This is a genomic window from Microvirga sp. P4_A5, from assembly GCF_056402495.1.
This window is the reverse complement of record NZ_JBFUHH010000077.1, coordinates 1-22,119: the sequence shown is the minus strand read 5'-3', so window position 1 is coordinate 22,119 and position 22,119 is coordinate 1. Positions and strand designations below refer to the sequence as shown.

The following is a 22,119-nucleotide window of genomic DNA, read 5'->3' as shown; positions in this document are numbered from 1 at the left end:
CGGCCGAGCCCCGCGGTGGCCACAATGGCAGCCGAAACGCCCAGCCGCCCGGCCTCGTCGATGACTTCGAGGACGTTGCGCGGCGGCACCACCACCACGATGAGATCGGGTATCTCCGGCAGCTTGCCGAGCGCCGCGACGCAGGCCTTTCCCTCGACGGCGCGATGGTGCGGATTGACCGGGTAGATCGGGCCTTCGAAACCGCTGGCGTCGAGATTGCGCAGGAAGGTCAGCCCCAACGAGCCTGCCTTCGGGCTCGCGCCCACGATGGCGATGGAGCGGGGCGAAAAAAGCTTATCGAGACGATAGGTCGACATGGCCTTCCTTATGTCCTGCGGAGCGCAAGATCACGACCTGCAATTGGCGACGACGCCGCCCGGGTCAATGAGCAAGCATTACTCGGCCAGCACCCGCGTGGGCGGAAAGATTACCTCGACCAAAGTGCCCTCGTGAGGTTGGCTCGAAATCTGCAGCGCGCCGCGATTGGCTTCCACGAGCGCTTTCGTCAGCGGCAATCCCAAACCTGTGCCGCCACGCTTGCGCGAAGTGGCAAGTTGGCGGAACGGCTCCAGCGCGGCCTGCACCTCCTCGTCGTTCATGCCGATCCCGGTGTCGCGAACCCTGAACGCCACTTCGCCCCGATCGGTCAGCGCCGTCGAGACGATCACCTGCCCGCCCGCATCCGTGAACTTGATGGCGTTGGAGACGAGGTTGAGCACGATCTGGCGCAACGACCGGTCGTCCGCCACCACCGGGGGAAGTTTGGTCGCAAAGCTCGTGCGCATGACGATGCGGTCGCGGGCCGCTTGCGGCTGCAGCAGCGTGAAACAGTTGGACACGAGATCGTTGAGGCTGACGCTCGTGAACGACAGGTCCATCCGCCCTGCTTCCACCTTCGCAAGATCCAGAAGATCGTTGACGAGGCTGATCACGTGGGCGCCCGAGGCGTGCACGTCCTTGAGATATTCCTTGTAGCGATCGTTGCCGATGGGCCCGAACCGCTCCTCCAGCATGACCTCCGCAAAGCCCAGAATCGCATTCAGGGGCGTGCGGATCTCGTGGCTGATCTTGGCGAGGAGATCGGATTTCTGCGCGTTGGCCTGTTCGGCCGCGCGGCGGGCGCCGACCAGTTCGCCCTCGGCTTTTTTGAATGGCGTGATGTCGCGCAGCACCGCGCAAAGCTTCCGGTCCGGGCCGTCGCTGACACGCCCCATGGTCATGAAAAGCGGGATTGCCCCGCCTTGCCGAACGCGCCCCAAAACCTCGCGGCCGTCGTTAAGAAGACTTCTGACGCCGGGCGAGCGCAGACCCTCGAGATAGTCGAGGGCGACGATGTGGCTTTCGGGAGAGAGCAGGACCGTGATGGCGTCGCCCACCACATCGCTCTGGTTATAGCCGAACAGGGCCTCCGCCGAGCGGTTCAGCGACAGGATGCGCCCGGTCTCGTCCAGGACGACGACGCCGTCGGTCGCCGTGTCGAGGATGGATTCGAGTTCCTGGATGCGGCCTTGCCTGACGCGCAGATCCGCGTCCGCTGCCTCGAGGCGCTGCGAGGCATCCGCCTCCGGCAAGGGCCGGACGAGCAGGAGTTCCGCATTGGCGCCGTTCCACTCCACGCTACCGATCTGCACCTCGACCGGAACGGAATGGTGCTGACGGGTCGACAGGATCGCCCCTCCGGCCGAAAGCGGGGTGGTTCCAAACAGACGGGGCAGCCCGCCGGCCGCGGCGATGTGCTCGCGATCGTCGTAGCCGGCAAGCATGAGGAATGCCCGGTTGGCAAAGTCCACATGATCGCCCCGACGGACCAGAGCCGGCATGGGCAGCCGACGGAGAAGCGCTTCCCCATCGATGGCAATCGCCTCAGCGCCGTCGTGGTCTCCGACTTCAGGAAGGTCTGCCGGCGGCGTGCGGTCGGGCACGTCCCCGGCCGCGACCTCGGGGGCTGCAAATTTGTCGGCAGGGCTTTCTTCGGCCGGTTCTGGCTCCGCCGCCGCGGCAACGTCGCTTTCCTCGTCCGGCTCAGCGGCGACCTCGGGAACCAGCGCGAGGCCGCGAAACGGCACCACTTTTTCGGCGGAGCCGGCTTCCTGGTCGTGAACCGGATCGGCTTCGAACCGGGCGCCGAGCGCGCGGGCGATCTCGCGAAAGGCGTGGCGCTCGGTGTTCGAAAGGCCCGATTGCGGTTCGGCCTGCCTGGGAAGGGTCGGCGCGGGCGCTCGCTCGGAGGGTCTATCGATCGCGCCGTGGCCATAAATTTCGATGGTCGGTTCGGAGAGGGAGGCCGCGACGGTTTCGCGAAGCTGCTCGAACAGTTTCTCGTCGTCCGTGAGCTCGGGCTGCTCCGGCTCCGGCTCGGGCTCTGGCTCGGGCCCCTCCGGCTGTGGATGCGATTCCAGATCTTCGGCCTCCTCGGCGACAGCCAAAACGGGTTCCCGATGCGCCTCTTCCGCTACGACAGGTACGTCGGGTTCGATCTCGATGACGGTCTCTTCGATTTCGTCCTCTGCGGCCTCGACCTGGCTTTCGGCAATGGCGGCCGGTTTCTCCTGAAGGGTATCTGCCGGCGACGCCTCGGGAACCACCACTTCGTCCACGAGCTCCGCAAGCGCGGCCTTTCGGACCAGACCGAAGCCGCGAAAGCCGACCAGTTCGCGCTCCGAGCCGAAGATCGGCATTCCGGCCCATTCGACCGGCACTCGGCCGCGCTTGTTGTCGACGGTCCAATGGACACTTCGCCCGCTCCACGTTTCCCGGCGGGCAAATAGGCCGGCGACGTCCCCGTCGCGATCTTCGACGACGGAACCGTTGAGTTCATCCCATGCGCGGCCCAGGATATCGCCCGCCATCGGTCCGACGGCTTCCGCAAGTCCGCTTGAGACGTGGATGAAACGGGCCTGGGGATCCGCCTGCCAGACAAACCGGATATGGCCCCCGGGGCCAGCGGCCGGCGGCACTGGCGCGATTGTCGCCGCACGCGCCGCTGTTTTGGCCGTCGGCATCACCTTGGCGGATTTGGGAAGCGATCCGACCACCACCGTGACGAGCACCCTCGTGCCGTCCGGCAGGGCCGCAAGACGGCACGCACAGGTCATGGGGGGCGACAGGCGGGCCGGGTCGAGCAGCAGACGCTCCAGGCGGATGCCGTCGGCCGGCGCGAGGCCACCGGCGAGGGCCTCGAGCCGTGGCCGAGCCCGCGCGTTGCGATTGAGCTGTCCGCTGTCATCCATCAGGGCGGCGGCAAAGTGGGCGGCCGCAGGGGAGGCCCAGAGGAGATTCCCGCCGGTGTGGTCCCAGATCAGCACGGCAGCCTCCGGCCCAAGAAGCTTGCCAAGGGCCGGGTCCTCGCCGAGGCGAGATATCAAGATTTGAAACTGGTCCGGAGCGTCCATCATGAGGGGCCTCGACCCTAGCCGATAGGAAAACCATCTGAGAGGAAGCGTTCTAAAGCATAATCGGGCCGAGAGGCGCGGGGTTGTGCTCCTAAAGCCTTTTACTTCGTGCTAACCTTAATGGGTAGGGATTGATTTGATTTTGCATCGCACAATGTGATATTGCACTGCACAACGACCCCCAACCAGGAGTGAGACGACATGGCGACGAACCAACCCGGCTACGAAATTCCGGCTGAAATGCGCGATTTGGCCGAAAAGAGCGTCGAGCAGGCCCGCAAGGCCATCGACGGTTTCATGGGCGCCGCGCAGAAAACGGTCGACACCTTCGAAGGCTCCGCCACGACGGTCCAGTCGAGTGCCAAGGATGCCACCCGCAAGACGCTGACCTATGCCGAGCAGAACATCACGGCCGCCTTCGATCTGGCCCAGAAGATGGTCCGCGCGAAAGACGTGCAGGAAGCGATGCAGATCCAGAGCGAGTTCGTCCGGACTCAGTTCGAGGCCATGCAGACCCAGATGAAGGAATTCGGCTCGATGGCGCAATCCGCCATGAAGCCCGTCACCCCTTCCAAGAAGTAAGCCGCAGGTCCCTGAGGCTTCCCGAGGAGGAATGACATGGTTGATATGAAGAAAGGCGGCGCCAAGAGCGTCGCCAAGGCACCAGCCGCCCTGAAAAGTGTCGCCGCAAGCGTTAAGCCCCATGCGAAGGCTGCGAAGCCCGAGGCTGAGGTTGTCGTCGCCAAGGCACCTGTCGCCGCGCCTGTGGCTGCGGCGAAACCTGTTGTCGCGACCGTGCCTGTGGCTGCGGCGAAACCCGTTGTCGCGCCCACGCCCGTGGCTGCGGCGAAACCTGTTGTCGCGCCCACGCCCGTGGCTGCGGCGAAACCCGTTGTCGCGCCCACGCCTGTTGCTGCGGCGAAACCTGTTGTCGCGCCTGTGTCTGCGCCGGCGACCGTCGAGGTGAAGGTCCAGCCGATCGTCACACCGCCGGTAGCAGCGCCCGTCGAGGCAATCGCATCCACCGTCGCCCCAAAGGCCGCGGCGCTGCGTCAAGCCATGGGAGAGGCCGTCACCGCCTCCGCCCACGGTGCCCTCGCCGTCAACGACAAGGTCATCGAGGCTCTTCAGACCCAGAGCCATGCGGCGCTCGATCTCTGGCGGAACGCCGTTTCCACCCCGCATCTGTCGGACGTTTTGCGCCTCCAGAGCAACGGGGCACGCCAGGCTTACGAGACGGCCTCGGCGCAGTGGAAAGACATTGCCGAGACAACTGCGCATTGGTTCACCAAGACGGTGGAGCCCCTGAGTTCGGCGATGTCCGACCTGAAGCGCTAGTTGCGACGCAGTTCGACGTCAGTCACTGCTTGTCGGAACACTTCCAAAAAACTTCGGCTTGGCCATGCGTGGCCAAGCCCCCTCCCCCATCCCCATCGTTTTGCCGATCAGCGCGTTCCGACAACGCCCCTACCGACCGGATTCGGGACTACTGGACGATCCGGACGGCAACGTCGCGTTTAACGGCGCATCCCGACCACCCCCTTTCAACCGCATTCTGAACGAAAGAGCCCCGCCACTAGGGGCGGGGCCAAGGTGTCTCGTCTCTTCGGTGGTTCGAGGCCTGTCGGTCGCTGTGATCTCCGCATGCCCACTGTCACAGGGTCAATCGCGGGCGGACACCATGGTTACCGGAAAGTAAAATTCACACTCGATAAAGTATAGCGATCTTTCGTAATACAATATTGTTGCGCTATAGAGGTACGGCGGAGTAAACATAGAGGCGATAGGCGATGACAGCCTACGAATTCTCGCCTCCCCGACGATCTAATGTACGGAACACAGTCATGCGTAACACTTTCATCGGATTGCTCTCCGCCACCGCCGCTCTCGCGCTCGTCGCATCCACGGCCCAGGCCGCCGACATGCCGTCGCGCTATGCGCCCGCCCCCGTCTATGATGCCATGCCGGTCTTCACCTGGACCGGCTTCTACGCGGGTGTGAATGCCGGCTATGGCTGGAGCACGGGCACCAGCCGCTATTACGATCCCGCTTTCGGATATGTCGGCAGCAACAGCAACGGCGGTTTCGTGGGCGGCGCACAGGCCGGCTACAATTATCAGATGGGCATGTTCGTGCTCGGCGCCGAAGCCGACCTGCAATACGCCGCCGTGGGCAACAAGGGCTCGTCGTATAATGCCCAATACTACTCAGGCAATTCCGACGGCTATTACGGCACGCTGCGCGCCCGTGTAGGCTTCGCGTTCGACCGCGCGCTCATCTTCGGCACCGGCGGCTTCGCCTACGGGGATATCGGCGGAAACAACGCCTTCGACCCGGCGATCGGACGTCATCGCGGCAACAGCACCAACGGTGGATGGACTCTCGGCGGCGGCGTCGAATATGCCGTCACCAACAACATCGTGGCGAAGGTCGAAGGCTCCTACGTGAACCTCGACACGCGCGACAATTATGCGGTCAACGCCGTCCAGGGCGATCGCCGCGACACGGAATTCGGCGTCGTCAAGGCCGGTCTGAACTACAAGTTCAACTGATCCGGCACAAACCATGCGATCGGGCCCGGTGGCGACACCGGGCCTTTTTGTTGTTCGTGCGCGGCTCTCTCGGCGGAACGGTCACGTTTCGGCAGCGTTACAGGGGGCCTTCCCCGGAGCGCCCATGCCAGCCACCGATCCCGAACAATTGTCCGACGACAAGCGCGAACTCCGTTCCGGGTCTCCGCCCTGGCATATCGATCGATCCCCGTTTCCGCGGGTTGCGTTGCGTTCCGATGTCCGGTGCGACGTCGTGGTGGTGGGATCGGGGATCACGGGTTCGCTCGCGGCCGAGGCGCTGACGCGCGCGGGTTACAATGTGATCGTCGTCGACAAATTCATGCCGGGTCGCGGCAGCACCGCGGCCAGTACGGCGATGCTGCAATGGGAAATCGACACGTCCCTTTCCGATCTCGCAGGGATCTACGGGGCCGATAAAGCAGCCTCGATCTATCGCCGCAGCCAGGCCGCCGTCCAGGATCTCGGAACGATGGTCGGCGCCCTTGGCATCGCCTGCGCCTATACCCCCCGCTCCACCTTGTTTCTCGGCGCCGGCGAACACGGCTACGGCGAGCTCTCGCAGGAGCATGACTTGCGCCATCGCGCCGCGCTTCCGGGAACGCTTCTCGACAGAAGCGCACTGATCGAGGCGTTCGGCATGGATCGTCCGGCGGCGCTCCTCTCGCCCGGTTCGGCGGAAGCCGATCCTCTCCAGATGTCCCTCGGTCTGCTGCGCATTGCCATTGAGCGTGGCGCGACGCTGGTGGAGGACGAGGTGGTATCCTACGATTCGAGCGAGACGGCGGTCCATCTGACGCTCGAGGGCGGCGGATCGATCGAGGCGAAGCACGCCGTGCTGGCCACCGGCTACGTGATGCCGCCCTTCGTGACATCCAGCCTTCACAAGACGGTTTCGAGCTGGTGCGTGGCGACCCGCGCCCAGCCGCCCGAGAACCTGTGGCGCGACCGGGTCCTGATGTGGGAAGCCTCGGACCCGTATATCTATGCCCGCACGACGGCGGAAGGCCGGATCCTGATCGGCGGGGAGGATCAGGAGACGAAGGATCCCGACGAGCGCGAGGCGCTGATGGGAGCCAAGCGCGAGAAGCTGATCGACAAGATGCGGGATCTCTGGCCTCGCGCCGATTATGCCATCGACACCATGTGGGGTGCCGAGTTCGGCGAAACCGACGACGGGCTGCCGCTGATCGGGCGTGTGCCGGGAGCGCCGCGCTTCTTTGCCGCCTATGGCTATGGCGGCAACGGCATCACGTTCAGCTACATGGCGTCGCGGATGCTCATCGCGACTCTCGCCGACGAGAACCGCGAGTGGTTCGACGACTTTGCGCTGGACCGCGACGCTGTCGGCTAAAACCGATTCAGTCGCGCGATCTCGCGTGATAGGCGCGCTTTGCCTCGTACATCTTGAGATCGGCGCGCTTGACCACATCCTCGAGCCGCTCGCCGGGCTCCCGCGTTGCGGCGCCCATGGCGAAACTCAGGATCAGCCCGGAATAGAACTGGTTGTTGAGCTCCGTGAGCTTCTCGATGTTTTCCATCATCGCCACCGCCTCGCGCTCATCGATCCCCGGCAGCAGGATGGCGAATTCGTCGCCGCCGATCCGCGCCGCGCAGGCGGGCCGCTCGATGATCTTCGCCAAGACTTCCCCGGCCCGTCGCAACAGGTCGTCCCCGGCCGCATGACCGAGCTGGTCATTCGCCGCCTTCAAGCCGTTCATGTCGGCGACGATGATGGTGAGGGGCGCAGTGCTCTTCCGCTCCAGCCGATTGAGCTCATCCACATAGAATGAGCGATTGTAGATCTTGGTGAGCACATCGTGCTTGCCGAGATATTCGAGATAAGCCTCGGCCTTCTTGCGCGCCGTAATGTCGGTGAGCGCCACCTGCACCAGCGACCAATCCTGCTCATGCCCGGGCAGGACGGAGAACTGGAGCTGCACATGGACCTCTTCGCCGTCGAGGGAGTAATTCAGCACTTCCCGCTGCTGAAAGATCTTCCCGTCCCAGAGATCGACGAGCTGCTCGCGAAAATGCGGGCGCATGTCGTCCCGGAAGATATCGCGCAGGCGACGAAGAAGCGTCGGTTTGTCCGGCGCGTGAAACAATTCGAGCGTGTGCTGGTTCACATCGATCACGCGGATTTCGCTCATGCAGCGATCGACGAATTCGGGATGCACATCGGTGAACACCCGAAAGTCGCGGATGCCCTGATGCCTTGCCTCGTCCAGCAATTTCTTGATGGCGCTGAAATCCTCGACCCAGAGCGAGATCGGCGAATGCTCGAAGAGGCCTTGGGCGTATTCCTCGCTCAGCGCCAGCTTGCGGCGCGCCATCTCGCGTTCCGTCACATCCTCGATCGCGACCAGCACGCGATCCCACGTCTTCTCCGCCCCAGGCAGAAGCCGTCCGCGCAGCTGGATGTCGAGCCGTTGGCCGGTGAGCGTGTAATTGACGGTGTCGCTGGAGAATTCCCTTTCGCCCTGCCACAGCTGCACGAGCTCGCCGATATGGGTGTCGAGCATGTCATTGCGGAAGATCTGCCCGAGATTGGCGACGAGGTGCGAGAGGTCATTCGCCTCGAATAGCGACAGKGTCTTGCGATTGACCTTGATGACCCGGATGCGATCCGAGCAGGCCTGCACCCTTGCCACATCCGCCTGCAGGAAGGAGCGCAAATCCGTGACGCCCTGTTGTCGCCAGGCATCGAAAAGCTGCCGAACTCCGCTGTAATCCTCCAGCCACAACGATACGGGCGCGAGATCGAACATCTCCGCATACGTATCGTGCTCCGCAGGTGACGGAGCATCTGACTGATCTTCGGTTCGCCGCATGAGGAGCCTTGCACATTTTTAGGAGAAGTGTCCGCGCCTCGTGACGAGAGAGGCTCAGCGTTAAGCCGTGGCCGCGTTCGGAGTTCGGACGGCTCCCCCAAGTTACCTTGCGGAAGAGCGGCCTGTCACCCCGTCCCCCTGTCGCAATCCGCGGACATCGTCGGGTTTTCCAAGCCAAAACGGCCTGGCAGGCGCTGCGAATTCTTGTCTTTTGTGAGAGTGTTGCCCCATACTCGACGCGGGCGGGTCCAGGCAGCGCCTGTCGAAACCGCCACTTCAACAGGCCGTAGACCAACCGGGGAGGATCTCGTCATGACTGCGTCGTCGCTCAGTTTCAGATTGGCCGTGCTGTTCGTAATCGCGGGAATGTCCATGGGGATCGGCATGGCCGTCTCCCAGGACCATTCCATCATGCCGGCCCACGCTCACCTCAACCTGCTCGGCTGGGTGTCGCTGTTTCTGTTCGGCATGTATTACGAGCGTCGCCCGACGCTCGACACGAGCCGGCTGGCCTTGATCCAGGTCGCGGCGTGGTCCATCGGCACCGTCGTTCTGACGATCGCGGTGGCGGCTCTRCACCTTGGGTATACGGAATTCGACCCGATGGCCGGCGTGGGAACCATCATCGTTCTCGGGGCAATGCTGCTCTTCGCGTATTTCGTATTCAGACCCGTCGGTTCGGGATCGCCAAAATCCGTAGCGGGGATCAGCCCCGCCGAGTGAGCGCACACCGGAGCGAGGCACCGGAAATCGGAGCCCCTCCGCCGCGAACGCCGTCGGCGATCGGTTCGAGGTGGTGTAATCCGACGCCAAGGCCGCGCGCGCTCTGGCGCGGGCCGGCCTGTCATGGCGATTCGGGACAAGTGGCTGATTTGAATGGTACAGCCGCCCCGGCTTGAACGGGGGACCCCCAGATCCACAATCCGGAGTTCTCATCGATCATAAGCGATCCAACGTGATCATAAGCCTTGTTTTTCTTGGTTTATTTCGCATACCTCAAACGTACGCGATCACTGTCGGTCAAATGATATCACCAGAGTGCTTACCATTGGCTTACCGGAAAGGTCAGTATGCGGTTCACACGTCAATCCATTACGGGACTCACCCCTCCCCCGGGAAAGCCGTACATCATTTTTTGGGATGAAGCCCTCGCCGGCTTCGGACTCCGGATCAATGAAGGTGGCAGCAGGATGTGGGTGGTGCAGTATCGCGTTGCCGGCAAGACCAAGCGCGAGACGCTTGGTCGAATGAATACTATCTCACTGGACGAGGCCCGCAAGCGTGCCAAAGAAACACTGGCGAGGGTCCATCTCGGCAGCGATCCCCACGCCGAGAAGAAAGAGGCTGAGGCCCGCGCCGCGATCACCTTCGAGCGAATCGTAGAGCGCTACCTGAAGCAAACCAAGGCCCGCCTGAAACCTCGGAGCTATATGGAGGTGGAACGCCACCTCAACCGTCATTGGGCACCGCTGAATGGTACCCCGATCCACAAGATCAACCGCGCTTGGGTGGCGGTCGACCTCGGCGAAATCGCCGAGGAAAATGGCCCCTTCGCGTCGCGATCGACGACTCGGCGGATGCCATCGAAAGCGAGGGAGGATCTTTCAGGTCATTCGCGGCTCGGTGAAGTCGAATGCCGAGCAGCCCGAACCGCCCCGGCGACCGCCCGAATCATTCTCGGTCGCCCGGTGGCGGCAAAGGATCGCAAGCGCATGACCACTCGTGGATCTCCACGACCGATGCAAACCGCGCCCGTGGGCGACGAGCAGCGGCCCTTGTTGTTGTTCTGCCGGCGCAAGGGGCTGGCACACCCGCTGCCTTTTTGAAGGCGCGGGCTGGGCTAGCGCCAGCCGATAGGGCGGCAGGGGTCCGCGAGCGGCTGGTAACGCGTTTAGGGAACAAACAAACGCTTCCGTCATAGGAAGGATTACTCACTTCGCGCGGGTCGGCCCCTTTGCACTGTTGTTGGTTCCGGAACGGCATGAAAGGCTGTAGCGGAGGGATCACTAAGGAGAGAGACCGTGAAGATGTCCGAGAGAGGGCTTGTATCGGTCCTGCAGCATGCACCAGATGCCGCGGAGCACCTACCGGGGATCAATCTGCTCGTGGATGATCCGATTGCCTGAGTCGAGGAGTTCTACGGCACTGATGGCCAAACGGACGTATTCGTGTTCGATGCCGGAAGTCTCACCACCAATATTGCTATCCTGAGGAACTTCGACGCGGGGGAAGATCTACTATACTTTCGAAATATGGATAGCCGAGACCTCATCGCTGGGGACCTGGGTGAGGAACAAGGATCGAACTTTGTGCTGTTCCACGCGAATGGCGAGAGTGCCAACATCTTGGCAATTGGATTGCCCTATCAGCAGGATGTCATTGAGGCAGCTATTTTACCCTTTAACGGGCGGCTCGTATTTGATGATCCGTTTAATATCGTCTGACGAGCCTACTTGATACGCCGCAAATGATCCCGACCCTGTCGGGCTGGACCGAGTTCGTACAGGCGGGTGGTCTGCTCTCCTACGGGCCCAACCTCGCCGCCAGCGTCGAGCGGTTTGGTTATCTCACGGCCCGGATCTTGCAAGCTGCAAAGGCCTCGGAACTGCCAGTCGAGCGGCCGGAGACGTTTGAACTTACCGTCAACATGAAGACCGCAAAAGGCATCCAACTCGATATCCCGACCACGCTTCTGGCCCGTGCCGACGAGGTGTTCGAGTAAGGTTTGGCCGGGGAGAACATCCTCTCCGAACTTCCGATAAGCGCCTTTATGGAAGCTGCCGGTTGATCACCCGTCCAGTCAGGGATAGCGGCTCACGGAGGTGCCTCCGCGCACCTCAACGTGAGCCTGACCGCGACCCTGAGCGCGGAAGAGATACAGAATCAGCGGCTTTGGGACGAATAGCACATCCAACGGGGCGTTGGAGGGCCAGGGCAACAATCGATTTGCGGTCGGCTGCGACCGAATGGCGAATGCGTTGAAATTTTCGGTCCCAACGCCGGCGCGACGAGGCAAAACCACAAAAAATCGGTCGTCATCCTCTTATGGCGCGCGCCATGAAAGGATGTGAAGGTTGCCATTGCGGCACATTGTAATCGTCAACATCAACAAAAAATAGTAGCGCCACAGACTGCCGACCTCTTGGATTGACAGCGGAGGATCAAACGTCACGTGCCGCCACTGCCCAAGAGTGACTTCTCGGGCGATCTCTTCATAAGCAGAGCTGCCGTTTTTTGGCTGGTTGCACTGCAGGCAGCAGCAGAACAGATTGTCGAGAGTATGAGTGCCGCTGCCGGCGACAGGGACATAGTGATCCAGAGAAGCGGAAAGCTTGTACTCCCAAGTGCTTTCGATATGGGGGAGGATCACTTTCCCTTGGGCCAGTGCCTCGGCGTACACCTTTTCACGGACTTCCCGACCGCTCGATAGCTGCGAATGCAGGTGCTTCTCGGGCCGGTCCCTCCGATGTCGTCACGCCGACATTCACGAGAAAAGCCACACGGCGACGCAGAGGATCGAGACAATCGACATCGCGAGCCCGATCTTATGCCAGAGAGCTGCGCGCCTTTCCCACCTGTGCGTCACCTCTTCGGCTTCTTCGGTGAGCGGAATCTTAAGCGAGCCTCTGAGACGTTTTCGGGCATACCACGCCATGCCATGGAGAAGGACGGACAAGGTTCCAAGGAGAAGGGCCACGATAAAAAGCGCCTTGGGAACTTCAGGACGCACCACGAGCGTCTGTCAGGCCGACGCTCGGATCGGTTCCGGCGTGAACGGCGAGCGCTCGACGATGCTGACTTCGGCAGGCGCGCCGACTGACCGCAATTCCCCAAGAACAACCTTCAATTGTTCAGAAAAGATCGCATTACGAGCATCATCAACTGTTCGGAACTCCAGCATGGTGATCGCGTCCGGACTTGTTACATCAGTCGTGCGATAGCCCACAAAGGACACGGCCCCAGAAATTTGCAGAAGCTGAGTAATCCAATTCCTGACCTGCTGGTTGTATTCGTTCCAATGCGACGTGTCGGTTGGACGGTCATACTGAAACATGACGTAGGCCATCACTGCCTCCCAAGGGTCTACGCTATCACAGCACAGGGGACCGTACTTTCACAGGGCCTATCAGATGGCGCTTTGCCACGGTCAGCCGGATCGGTGGGGGTGCAAAGCCGGTTCCCGGCACGCGGCGAATGTGGAGATCGCGAATTGGTTTTGAATGTCTTCGTCTGGAACTGAAGAACTGTTCGTAGCCCGACCACTCTATGGCAGCATCCTCCGACCTCGGCATCGGCGGGGGTGAAAATCTGGAGATTAGCCGAACGACCCGCCCACCCCAATACATAGTCGCTCGCGGGCGCGTGAAAATTGTCCGGCAATTTCCCATAACCCTCTATGGAGCCGAGCGGCAACTCTACAAGAGCTAGCACCCCACCCGGCCATCCTTGTCGAAGTGGACGAGCCCCTTGCAGTCCCCTAAGGGTATCTTGAAGCCAAGACCGGTAACATCCACCGGCTGCTCAGCGTCCAGCACACACTCGGCCAGCGTGCCGTTGGGATGAAACTCAATCGGATGCCCAGCCGCACAAGCCACTCCGTAAGAGTGCCGACGCATTTGAGGGTTCGGGTATGCAAAGGCAGAGCCCCGAGGCATTTGATGGTTCGGGTACGCAATGGCCCGTTCAAGCAACGTGCAGCGTTTTGGCACCCGCCCAGTGCTCCTCGGCCCGTCACACTGGATGATGGTCTGATCTGGATACGTATCCTGTATGAGGGCTGAAAAGCCATACTCCTCGGCACAGGTGCCACCCGCCGCCATCATTCCCAACAAACCAAGCAGAACCCGTCGCATGGAACCCTCCCACACGTGTTGGGGACGAAAATTCTACGCCGATCAGGGGCAAGTGCAATAATCGCTGGCTAATTGCGTAATTTCCGATAAGCGCCTTTATGACCTCGTTGGTAATGCCTCCGGAATGGTCCATGTATCAGCATAGCATCCGCTCTGGCGCAGCCGTATGGTTAGAGATCGCCGACTTGCGCTTCACAGGCGTCGGCGGCTGAGAGCCTGCGCTCCCGCCTGCAGTGCGGAGCGAATGGCTGAATCCCCTCACCCCCCGCTCAACGCCGAAACCTTGATCGCGGAAGCCTATGACGCACGGGTTAGAGCGCATGTTCGCGCTGTCCTATCTCGGTTGAAGAGGCGAACCCGCACGCCCTTGGGCGAACCTGCATAATTCCGATAACCCCTTTATGGAATCGGATGCCGTGTCTTTTGGAAGTGTTCGCAAGGTCTTTCCGGCTGATAGAGGTCCGCTCGAGTACAGAGTCAGTCTGAGCCGCTCGAAAGACCCGCCCGGAAGACCGGTTTATACTTGCGACAACGACAAGCTGGACGGCAGGGGTTTCAGCCCTATTGGTGACAATCGAACGCTTGGCACCCATGCGGGGACGCCGCAAAAGGGCGGCGACCTTTCTTCATCAGATCCGGCGCTCGTCGCGTTGAGGTATCACGAAGTAATTTTGAATTTCTCACGCGCGACCGAATGCGTCGCGCGTGAGACGTCGGGCTCGCTATGATTGAACGAGGATGACCAAGGTCTCTGGCAACACGCCGTCATGCTCCATCGCATCGGCGGCCGGCTTCGTCTTCATAAAGGCCACCAACCGGTCCATGTCGGCGACCTCCATAACTAAGCCCACGTGGTTCGGCTTTTGGGGGTCAACAAACGTGCGAATGTTCGTTACGCCGATCGGTTCGAAGATCTCTTTCCGCTTCGGTGAGGCGAGCCAGTGCATCGCGTCTTTGACATCGTGATGGGCCATTACGGTCGGCATGAAGTCCTCCCTCGTCTGGCCCCTAAATTGGAGCCAAGCATTACGCTACGCAGCGAAGCAAATCTTAACAACGCAATTCGGCGGAAGGGGTGTTCGCGATCCGCGCGGCCGATCGCAAAAAGATCGGTTGCGGCCCCTCCGGCGGCCGACCTAGAGGGTATCAAGTGTCAGACGTGATCCACTATGAACCCGTTTTTGTGAGGAGCTGGACATGAAGCCGGGCGCAATCCGCGACGCGCCTATGAGGCGGATGGGCGCGAGATCGAACCGCCCACCGTCGGGAGTGAGATGGCGAAGGGATTCCGCACCGTCACGGCCTTCTGCGAAGCAGCCGGCTGCGGGCGTAACGCGCCGGTTGAACTCGCTGCCTTTCCGCCCTCGCTTCCAATTCCAGACATCGCACTCCGGCTTCGTTGCACCGCCTGCGGCGACCGTCGGGGCATCAAATCCACATCAACGTCAATGAGCTTTACGCGAAGTCATGGGGCGGCGAAGGTTATCATGGAAATCGCACGAGTGATCGCTAGCTTGGGCTGGGGGGCTAATGGACAGACCGGAAGTGCTATCGCGGTTTCGACCACACACTCCCCAAGCATGTGGCGGACAAGCTCGACGCCTTCGATGCCGGGGCGCGCGGATGCCCCGCCCGATGTATCTCGCGGCTGATGAGGAACGACGGTTTCTTCTATTCTCGCCGGGCATCGGCTGGACGATCGGTTGCTATTTCGACGGCGCCTGGCGGGCGTGGATCGACCTCGAAATCGTGCTCCGTCTCGCTGCATGGCTTGAGGTGCCGCCTGATCCGGTCGGCGCGCCGGATGAACTCCGCCATCGACTCGGAGCTGCCTGGCCGCCGCTGTAATTCGCAGCACCTCTTTATGAACCTCGAACCTTCCACGCTTGTTGGAGAGTGATGGATTTCAGCGCGGACAAGAAGGCAGCCGAGTATCGTCGCTTGGCCCAGGACGCCCGGGCACGGGCGAACCGGATTTTGCCCTGGAACGTGCGCGAGAAGCTTCTAGCCCAAGCCCGGCAGTGGGAGGCTTGGGCCGAGATGGCGGAACGGCAGGCTGCGGAGCCCGACCAGAGCCGGGACCAGCCGCCATGACGGATCGGAAGGCAGAGGCCCCGAGTGCCGGGAAACCCTGATCGGGGAAGCGCAAGCCGCACGAGTTAAGGAGCATGTTCGCGCCATCCTCTTGCGGTTGAAATCGCGCACCCGAAAACCTGCGCGGGAGTCCGAGTAATTCGCGGAACGCCCTTTATGGAACAGTCCCGATATGACCCTCACGGAGTGCAAACGTTGGCCTAAAAATCGCTGCGGCGTTGGGCGGCAAGACCGCGCAGTGGGTTGCATAGTCCATTCCTTGGCCACGCCCGTTTTGGATACGCCCGCACCAATGCCCCCCGGCTGTTTCACCCGTGTCACCGCGCAGCGCCCGATACTGGATCGTGTAATCTGGCACGGCGATCCACTCACCTTCGACGAACATCTGCACGCCGGTCGGTGTCACCCGGTAAGGCGTCGGACGACAATCCGTCTCATCGCAACAACGGTTCCCCAACCGGTCCTTCAAGGGCGAGTAGATGTCGTGCGATTCGGCGGGCGGCGCGAAACAGACCAAGGCAATTGCTGTAAAGAGTTCAAGCTTGAGTGACATAGGCCGCTTTCCCTCATAACGGGCTGGCGGCGCTCGTGAGAGCGTCAGGAACGCTACTCTGTCCATTCTACTCCCGAGTGATGCCCTTGTCGCGCGCAGCCAAGGAGGCAGTGAATTCCGACAGGAAGCGATACCCCACCGACCCGGGGGCCGCTCGACCAGGAGTCGCGAAGGCCGTCTGGCCCGGCCTCGTTGCAGCGATGAACCCAGTCGCGCAGGGTCTGCCTGTCCATGCCGCCGATCCTGGCCGCCTCCGCTCGGCTCATGCCGTCGCGCACCGCCGCAAGCGACAAGAGCCGGCTGCTCTGCCGCGTGTCCTTCGACCTCCGCGCCAGCCGCAGAAGCTCCGCCGCCGAATAGTGCGCCCGAACCACCACCGCCGATCCCATGGCCGAATCCTCCTTCGCCAAGGAATCCCGCTTCACGAGCGAGGGGAATCGCCTAGAGAGTCAGATGCCAGCGCCCCTGGTATAAGCAGCCGGAAATTCGGTCGCTGCGACAACTCCCCCAATGAACTCACGCCGTCTCACTCGATCACATCGTCGGCGCGAATAACCAGCGATGACGCGATAGTGAGGCCGATCTCCTTTGCGGTCTTCAGGTTAATGGCCAGCGCAAGTTTCGTGGGCTGATGAATCGGGTGATTGGCTGGACTGGCTCCGCCCAGTATTTCGACGATTTGGCGTCCCAGTTGACGCATGACGTCGTCGAGACGCGGTCCATATCCCAGCAATCCACCCTCGTGCGCAGTCTCCGGCCACTGGTAAATGTCGGGGATGTGCAGTGCGGCGGTCTTCCGGATGATGTCGTGGCGGTAGGCGTGCAGCAGCGGAGAGGCCAGGACGTTGAGCGCGGCAGCTGCCTCGGCTTTCGCCATGTCGATCGCGGGTCCGATCTCTTCGCCCTTTTCGACGCGGTGGACCAGAAGGATGACGCCCCGGCTTCGCGCGGCTTCGGCGAGGGCTTGAAGCCGTTGAGGACCCGTGGTCCGTGTATCGGCCAGCACCGAGATCCGAGGCGCGCCTGAAGTGAGTTCGATCAGCAGCTCCTGACGTTTGCTGTCGAGGTCCGATGCGAGCAGGCTGATGCCCGTCGTATTGCCTCCCGGTTGCGCCAGGGAGCGGGCCAGGCCTTCACCGACCATGTCGTCGGTGATGGCAACAATCGGGACGCTCGTCGTCGCTGCTTGGGCTGCACGGGTTGCCTCGGGACCGGCGGTAACGATGGCGTCGGGGCTGGTTCGGACCAGCTCCAGGGCCGCGGCCGCAAGCTGCTGGTATCCGGCATTCCGATCACGCCGATCGATGGTGAGATTTCGACCTTCGACGATCCCGTGCCGGCGCAGTTCGTCGAACACCGGATTCACTGGCGCAAGCTGGCCGGGGGAGAGGAAACCGATCCGATACGTGCGAGATGCCGCCTGTCCAGCCGCGCGCCATGGAGCGGCCAAAGCCAGCGCGCCACTGGCAAACCCAATGAATTCCCGCCTTCTCATGAGCTTTCCTTTGCGCCTCACGCAGCATATCTGCTCCGCTTCACCACCGAAAGCGCCGCTCACGTCGCATTCTGACATAACTGGCGGTTGCGTGCCTCTGGGAGGTTCCGGGTTGCGTCGCGAGCGAGCGTCACCCGCGTTGCCGGGACGAGAAGCGCGAGCAGGCAAAGCCAGATGATGCGGTCGACGAGATCGTGTTGCGCGCTCGCCATCGGCGTCTGGTCCGCGTGATCCACCCTCGATGTTGATAGTCGGCGCGATACGGTCACTGAGGGGCCACCCTTGCCGCCTGCAATCGCCGGGGTGTTGATCGTCGCGGGTGAACCACTATGAACCCGTTTTTGTGGGGCTGGACATGAAGCCAGGGCGCAATCCGCGACGGGCCTATGAGGCGGACGGCCGCGAGATCGAACCGCCGACCGTCGCCGGCCAGCTCGCCCAGGGCTTTCGCACCGTCACGGCCTTTTGCGAGGCGGTGGGCTGCGGGCATGGCGCCCCGGTCCCGCTCGCCGCCTTGCCCCCCTCGCTCCCGGTTCCCGACATTGCGCTGCGGCTCCGCTGCTCACACTGTGGACGGCGCGCCATCAAGATTCACGTCAACGTCAGCGAGCTCTATGCCAAGTCCTGGGGCGGGCAGGGCTACCACGGCATCGCTTCAAGGGGGCAAGACCATGCTGGCTGACATTGTCGAACGGATCGCCGCGCTCGAGTCCGGCGACGTGCTGAAACTCAATCGAGACGAGATCGTTGAGGAATTCGGCCGTGGACCGGTTGGCGTGGCATGCCTGCAAGAGATGGCCGAGGATCACGATTGCCGGTTCGAAGTCGGGAAAGACGCGGTCTCGATCACCAAGTTCTAGGGGTGAGTACAAGGACGAGGTGAAATGCCGGTGAGCCGAGTCGAGAACGCGCTAATAGACGTCCTATTGAACGAGAGCGCGGTACACGGATGCTCGGCCTATCCCAAGCCGCTTGGCAATCTCAGATGGCCCTACACCTTCCGCGTGAAGGGTACGCACCAGGTCGCCGTTGATACTCGGTTTGTGGCCTTTGTAGACGCCCTCAGCCTTGGCCTTGGCAATTCCGTCCATCTGCCGTTCCCGCCGAAGGCTCGTTTCAAATTCTGCAAAGACCCCGAGCATGTCGAGGAACGCCTTTCCGGCTGCCGTGGAGGTGTCAATCGGCTGTTCGGTCGCCTTCAGATGCGCGCCCTTTGCTCTCAGTTCCCGGACGACGTCCTGTAGATCCCCGACGGAACGAGCGAGGCGATCAATGCGCGTAACGACAAGGGTGTCGCCGGGACGGAGGAAGGCCAAGAGAGTATCGAGTTCGGTACGTCCAGCTCGGGAAGTCCCGCTGCGCTTCTCAGACCGGATCGGCTCACACCCTGCCGCATTCAAAGCCTCGATCTGCGTCGTCAAATCCTGATCGGTCGTTGAGACCCGCGCATAACCGAACTTCGTCATATCCAGCCCCTTAATGTCCCAATAGCATCTAGACCCTTTTTTCATGACGTCTCAAAATACGATTGTCAATTCTATTGAGACACGTTTTCCGTCTCATCAACATGTCTCTGAGGGGTACACCTATGCGAGACGTGACGGATGCAGGGTGTATCGCCAATCGTCTCGACGATGCTTTCGAACAGCCGCCCGCGGCCGTCATTGCTCCGAATCCGAGGCGGCGGTTTGTCCATGGCCGTAGAAGCCGTTCAGCAACTTCGAGAACCGCGGAGAGCGGCAATTGTCAGTGCCGCATCGGCGAACTACTCTGGCGTCGTGAGGTCGCGCGAGCGAGGGTGTCATACGTGGCAACATCGGGAAGCGGAAAGGTGCAGCGACGTCTCGCGGCGGTGCTGGCCGCCGATGTCGTGGGCTTTTCGCGCCTGATGGGCGTTGACGAGGCTCGGACACTACGCGACCTTATCGAGATCAGGCGAACCGTCTTCTCGCCCATCGTCGCCGAGAATCGCGGTCGCGTCGTCAAGCTGATGGGTGACGGCGCCCTCGTCGAGTTCGCAAGCGTCGTTGATGCCGTGAACGCCGCCGTCGAGATCCAGTGCGCGCTGGCAGCTCGGAACCGGGAATCGCCGCCGGAGCATCGGATCGAGCTCAGAGTCGGCGTGAACCTGGGCGACGTGATCATCGAAGGCAGCGACATCTATGGTGACGGCGTCAACGTCGCCGCCCGCCTGCAAGAGGTGGCCGGTCCTGGCGAGGTCGTCCTCAGCGCGACGGCCCATGAGCATGCCGCCACCCGTGTGGACGTGCATTTCACTGACGCTGGTGAACAGAGCCTCAAAAACATCGCCTCTCCCGTGCGGGTTTTCCGCTGGTCGGCAGCAGGAGGTGGAGCTCGGACGACGAGTGCAACCGGGGAGGAGGCGCGTGAGGTGCCGGAGAGGCCCTCGATTGCGGTGCTGCCTTTCGACAACATGTCTGGCGAGTCTGAGCAGGAGTATCTTGCGGACGGCGTCGTCGAGTCGATCACGGCGGCGCTTTCTCGAATCCGTAGCTTCTTCGTCATCGCCCGCAACTCGGCTTTCACTTACAAGGGCAGGCACAGGAACGTGCGCGAAATCGGACGCGAACTGGGCGTCGGTTATATCCTCGAGGGTGCGGTGCAGCGGGCCGGTGGCCGCGTGCGCATCACCGTCCAACTAATCGAAACGGTGAGCGGTGCGCACATCTGGGCAGAGAAGTACGATGGCGCTCTCGACGACATCTTCGAGCTGCAGGATCGCATCACCGAGCAGGTTGCCGGCGCGCTGCAGCCATCGATTCGGCTGGCCGAGGTGGAGCGGGTCCGGCGCAAGCGGCCACAGGACCTAGGCGCCTACGGCTACACAATGCGGGCGATGCCGCGTGTTTGGGCACTGGAGAAGCAGGAGGCGGAAAGAGCGCTCGCGCTGCTGGACAAGGCTCTGGAGATCGATCCCGACTACCCGCTGGCGCTTGCCTTGGCTGCGTGGTGCTGGGCACAGCGATCCGTCTATTCCTGGGTCACGAATGTGAACGATGCCAAGACACGGGCGCTGTCGCTCGGCGAGCGCGCCGCGACGCTGTCGAACGACGAGCCGTTGATCCTGGCAGTTTTGGGCGCCGTCCACACATTCGCGCGCAACTTTGGCACTGCACGAGTGCTGCTCGAGCGCGCCGTTGCACTGGACCCGAACGCCGCCTGGGCCTTGAGCCGTCTCGGCTGGCTGGAGGTCTATTCCGGGCGGCCGGAGGCGGCACACGCGTATTTCGAGCGCGCCCTGCGTTTGAGCCCCCTCGATCCGATGAACTTCAACAATCATGTCGGCATTGCCTCGGCCTTCCAAGTCGCGGGGCACCCCGCGAGAGCGGCCGACGAGTTCCTGCGCGCGCTCCACGAGCGGCCGAACGCCCTCTGGATTCACCGCAATCTCGCCCCGGCGCTGTTAGCCGCCGGGCGGGAAGAGGAGGCGAAGGCGTCGCGCGATGCGCTGACGGCAGCCTACCCCAATTTCACGATTGCCAGTTTCAAGGAGGCGATGGTTTTCGACCCCGACGCGCTGGAACGGATCGCCGACGACCTGCGCAAGCTCGGCGTGCCGGAGGCCTGAGCCGACGAAACCGTCTGTCTGGACTTCGGTGCCGGCCGGGCGCTGGATGGCCGCAGTTGGCACGAGTCAGACCTTGTCGGAGTTTCCGCATCGAGGGGCGCGGAACCCAACGGTGCCGCGCTTAAAGGCCTTTTTAGACCCTAAGCGAACATTCCATTCGGGCGCCTCAACACCCGAACCCGCTGCGGCGGTGGGACAGGTCGAAGTAGCTCCACTTGCACAAGGGATGTAGCCGCCGGCCGACGTTCAAACAGAGCTAAGCAAGCCGCACGTATCACCAACAGCGACGCGAGGATAAGCATCACTCCGACCCCAGTTGTTAGAATGCGAACTTACCGCTTGCCGACCTCGGGTCCCACTCCAGACTGAGGTTGATCCGTTGTGGCCCTAAGAGATGTGAATGGCGAACACCCGCTTCACGTAGGGGAAAGCCCTGACTCATCTGTTGGTCAGAGACAAGGCTGCATCCCCATAGCGCTTGCCGGCAAATTTTTCCGGCGCCAGCATGTCACCGAGCGTCTTAAGCTCGTCGGACGAAAGCGCAATCTCCGCAGCGGCGACGTTCTGCTCCAGATGTGCGATCTTCCGCGCCCCGGGAATGGGCACGATGAAATCCCCCTGGTGGAGAACCCAGGCAAGCGCGAGCTGTGCAGCCGTCACGCCCTTATTTGTCGCCATTTCCTCCAGCAATTTCACGAGCGAGGCGTTGGCGGCCATGTTCTCGCGACTGAAGCGCGGG

At 62.1% G+C, this 22,119-nt stretch carries 24 protein-coding genes and 1 pseudogene; 13 read left to right on the top strand and 12 right to left on the bottom strand.

Annotated elements, in window-relative coordinates; translation table 11 throughout:
• Positions 1 to 317: CoA-binding protein (locus tag AC1DVM_RS17280; RefSeq protein WP_477256327.1), on the bottom strand; the 317-nt coding region annotated here is incomplete at its 3' end.
• A 78-nt stretch (positions 318 to 395) separates the two neighbouring features.
• Entirely contained in the window at positions 396 to 3,395 is a 3,000-nt protein-coding gene (locus tag AC1DVM_RS17275; RefSeq protein ID WP_477256325.1) for a sensor histidine kinase, read from the bottom strand.
• Positions 3,396 to 3,593: 198 nt separating this feature from the next.
• On the opposite strand from AC1DVM_RS17275, the gene AC1DVM_RS17270 reads away from it, so the two are divergent.
• From AC1DVM_RS17270 to AC1DVM_RS17255, 4 genes are all read left to right on the top strand, one after another.
• Complete coding sequence (locus AC1DVM_RS17270; RefSeq protein ID WP_477256323.1) at positions 3,594 to 3,974, top strand: phasin; 381 nt, start codon at positions 3,594 to 3,596, stop codon at positions 3,972 to 3,974.
• A 36-nt stretch (positions 3,975 to 4,010) separates the two neighbouring features.
• The gene (locus tag AC1DVM_RS17265) at positions 4,011 to 4,730 is read left to right on the top strand and encodes a phasin family protein (protein WP_477256321.1); all 720 of its coding nucleotides are present in this window, start codon (positions 4,011 to 4,013) and stop codon (positions 4,728 to 4,730) included.
• 506 nt (positions 4,731 to 5,236) lie between these two features.
• Positions 5,237 to 5,944 carry an outer membrane protein gene (locus AC1DVM_RS17260; RefSeq protein WP_477256319.1) on the top strand — a complete coding sequence of 236 codons (708 nt, stop codon included), beginning with the start codon at positions 5,237 to 5,239 and terminating at the stop codon, positions 5,942 to 5,944.
• Between the two features lie 124 nt (positions 5,945 to 6,068).
• Entirely contained in the window at positions 6,069 to 7,316 is a 1,248-nt protein-coding gene (locus tag AC1DVM_RS17255) for an NAD(P)/FAD-dependent oxidoreductase (RefSeq protein WP_477256317.1), read from the top strand.
• A gap of 7 nt (positions 7,317 to 7,323) precedes the next feature.
• On the opposite strand, the gene AC1DVM_RS17250 is transcribed toward AC1DVM_RS17255, so the two are convergent.
• A complete protein-coding gene (locus AC1DVM_RS17250) occupies positions 7,324 to 8,796 on the bottom strand; it encodes a sensor domain-containing diguanylate cyclase (RefSeq protein ID WP_477256316.1) in 1,473 nt (490 codons plus the stop codon).
• Positions 8,797 to 9,108: 312 nt separating this feature from the next.
• Between AC1DVM_RS17250 and AC1DVM_RS17245 the strand changes: the two genes are divergently transcribed.
• From AC1DVM_RS17245 to AC1DVM_RS17230, 4 genes are all read left to right on the top strand, one after another.
• The gene (locus AC1DVM_RS17245) at positions 9,109 to 9,519 is read left to right on the top strand and encodes a hypothetical protein (RefSeq protein ID WP_477256314.1); all 411 of its coding nucleotides are present in this window, start codon (positions 9,109 to 9,111) and stop codon (positions 9,517 to 9,519) included.
• 347 nt (positions 9,520 to 9,866) lie between these two features.
• Positions 9,867 to 10,622 carry an Arm DNA-binding domain-containing protein gene (locus AC1DVM_RS17240; protein ID WP_477256312.1) on the top strand — a complete coding sequence of 252 codons (756 nt, stop codon included), beginning with the start codon at positions 9,867 to 9,869 and terminating at the stop codon, positions 10,620 to 10,622.
• 342 nt (positions 10,623 to 10,964) lie between these two features.
• On the top strand, positions 10,965 to 11,240 hold the full coding sequence (locus AC1DVM_RS17235; protein ID WP_477256310.1) for a hypothetical protein: 276 nt from the start codon (positions 10,965 to 10,967) through the stop codon (positions 11,238 to 11,240).
• 23 nt (positions 11,241 to 11,263) lie between these two features.
• Positions 11,264 to 11,518: an ABC transporter substrate binding protein gene (locus AC1DVM_RS17230; protein WP_477256308.1), complete on the top strand. Its 255-nt coding sequence runs from the start codon at positions 11,264 to 11,266 to the stop codon at positions 11,516 to 11,518.
• A 321-nt stretch (positions 11,519 to 11,839) separates the two neighbouring features.
• On the opposite strand, the gene AC1DVM_RS17225 is transcribed toward AC1DVM_RS17230, so the two are convergent.
• From AC1DVM_RS17225 to AC1DVM_RS17215, 3 genes are all read right to left on the bottom strand, one after another.
• A complete protein-coding gene (locus AC1DVM_RS17225) occupies positions 11,840 to 12,196 on the bottom strand; it encodes an HNH endonuclease (protein ID WP_477256306.1) in 357 nt (118 codons plus the stop codon).
• A gap of 342 nt (positions 12,197 to 12,538) precedes the next feature.
• The gene (locus tag AC1DVM_RS17220; protein ID WP_477256305.1) at positions 12,539 to 12,862 is read right to left on the bottom strand and encodes a hypothetical protein; all 324 of its coding nucleotides are present in this window, start codon (positions 12,860 to 12,862) and stop codon (positions 12,539 to 12,541) included.
• Positions 12,863 to 14,371: 1,509 nt separating this feature from the next.
• Complete coding sequence (locus tag AC1DVM_RS17215; protein ID WP_477256303.1) at positions 14,372 to 14,635, bottom strand: hypothetical protein; 264 nt, start codon at positions 14,633 to 14,635, stop codon at positions 14,372 to 14,374.
• A gap of 637 nt (positions 14,636 to 15,272) precedes the next feature.
• Here AC1DVM_RS17215 and AC1DVM_RS17210 point away from each other — a divergent pair.
• Both AC1DVM_RS17210 and AC1DVM_RS17205 read left to right on the top strand, forming a co-directional pair.
• The gene (locus AC1DVM_RS17210) at positions 15,273 to 15,497 is read left to right on the top strand and encodes a hypothetical protein (RefSeq protein WP_477256301.1); all 225 of its coding nucleotides are present in this window, start codon (positions 15,273 to 15,275) and stop codon (positions 15,495 to 15,497) included.
• A 51-nt stretch (positions 15,498 to 15,548) separates the two neighbouring features.
• Entirely contained in the window at positions 15,549 to 15,743 is a 195-nt protein-coding gene (locus AC1DVM_RS17205; RefSeq protein WP_477256299.1) for a hypothetical protein, read from the top strand.
• 154 nt (positions 15,744 to 15,897) lie between these two features.
• Here the strand turns inward: AC1DVM_RS17205 and AC1DVM_RS17200 are convergent, their stop codons facing one another.
• The 4 genes and pseudogenes from AC1DVM_RS17200 to AC1DVM_RS17185 form a co-directional block, all read right to left on the bottom strand.
• A complete protein-coding gene (locus AC1DVM_RS17200; RefSeq protein WP_477256297.1) occupies positions 15,898 to 16,296 on the bottom strand; it encodes a hypothetical protein in 399 nt (132 codons plus the stop codon).
• Positions 16,297 to 16,442: 146 nt separating this feature from the next.
• Positions 16,443 to 16,685: pseudogene (locus AC1DVM_RS17195) on the bottom strand (helix-turn-helix domain-containing protein); the annotation flags it as partial.
• Positions 16,686 to 16,822: 137 nt separating this feature from the next.
• Positions 16,823 to 17,791 carry an ABC transporter substrate-binding protein gene (locus AC1DVM_RS17190; RefSeq protein ID WP_477256295.1) on the bottom strand — a complete coding sequence of 323 codons (969 nt, stop codon included), beginning with the start codon at positions 17,789 to 17,791 and terminating at the stop codon, positions 16,823 to 16,825.
• 59 nt (positions 17,792 to 17,850) lie between these two features.
• Positions 17,851 to 18,003 (bottom strand): hypothetical protein, encoded by a 153-nt coding sequence (locus AC1DVM_RS17185; RefSeq protein WP_477256293.1) that lies wholly within the window; start codon positions 18,001 to 18,003, stop codon positions 17,851 to 17,853.
• A 143-nt stretch (positions 18,004 to 18,146) separates the two neighbouring features.
• On the opposite strand from AC1DVM_RS17185, the gene AC1DVM_RS17180 reads away from it, so the two are divergent.
• Together AC1DVM_RS17180 and AC1DVM_RS17175 are read left to right on the top strand one after the other, a co-directional pair.
• Positions 18,147 to 18,473, top strand: coding sequence for a hypothetical protein (locus AC1DVM_RS17180; protein ID WP_477256291.1), 327 nt, complete (start codon positions 18,147 to 18,149; stop codon positions 18,471 to 18,473).
• On the top strand, positions 18,463 to 18,651 hold the full coding sequence (locus AC1DVM_RS17175; RefSeq protein WP_477256289.1) for a hypothetical protein: 189 nt from the start codon (positions 18,463 to 18,465) through the stop codon (positions 18,649 to 18,651). Before AC1DVM_RS17180 ends, AC1DVM_RS17175 begins: the two co-directional genes overlap by 11 nt.
• A gap of 63 nt (positions 18,652 to 18,714) precedes the next feature.
• On the opposite strand, the gene AC1DVM_RS17170 is transcribed toward AC1DVM_RS17175, so the two are convergent.
• Complete coding sequence (locus AC1DVM_RS17170; protein ID WP_477256329.1) at positions 18,715 to 19,257, bottom strand: recombinase family protein; 543 nt, start codon at positions 19,255 to 19,257, stop codon at positions 18,715 to 18,717.
• Positions 19,258 to 19,622: 365 nt separating this feature from the next.
• Between AC1DVM_RS17170 and AC1DVM_RS17165 the strand changes: the two genes are divergently transcribed.
• A complete protein-coding gene (locus AC1DVM_RS17165; protein ID WP_477256287.1) occupies positions 19,623 to 21,380 on the top strand; it encodes an adenylate/guanylate cyclase domain-containing protein in 1,758 nt (585 codons plus the stop codon).
• 438 nt (positions 21,381 to 21,818) lie between these two features.
• Here the strand turns inward: AC1DVM_RS17165 and AC1DVM_RS17160 are convergent.
• Positions 21,819 to 22,119, bottom strand: a 301-nt coding sequence (locus AC1DVM_RS17160) for an aldo/keto reductase (protein WP_477256285.1), incomplete at its 5' end; no start/stop codon positions are given.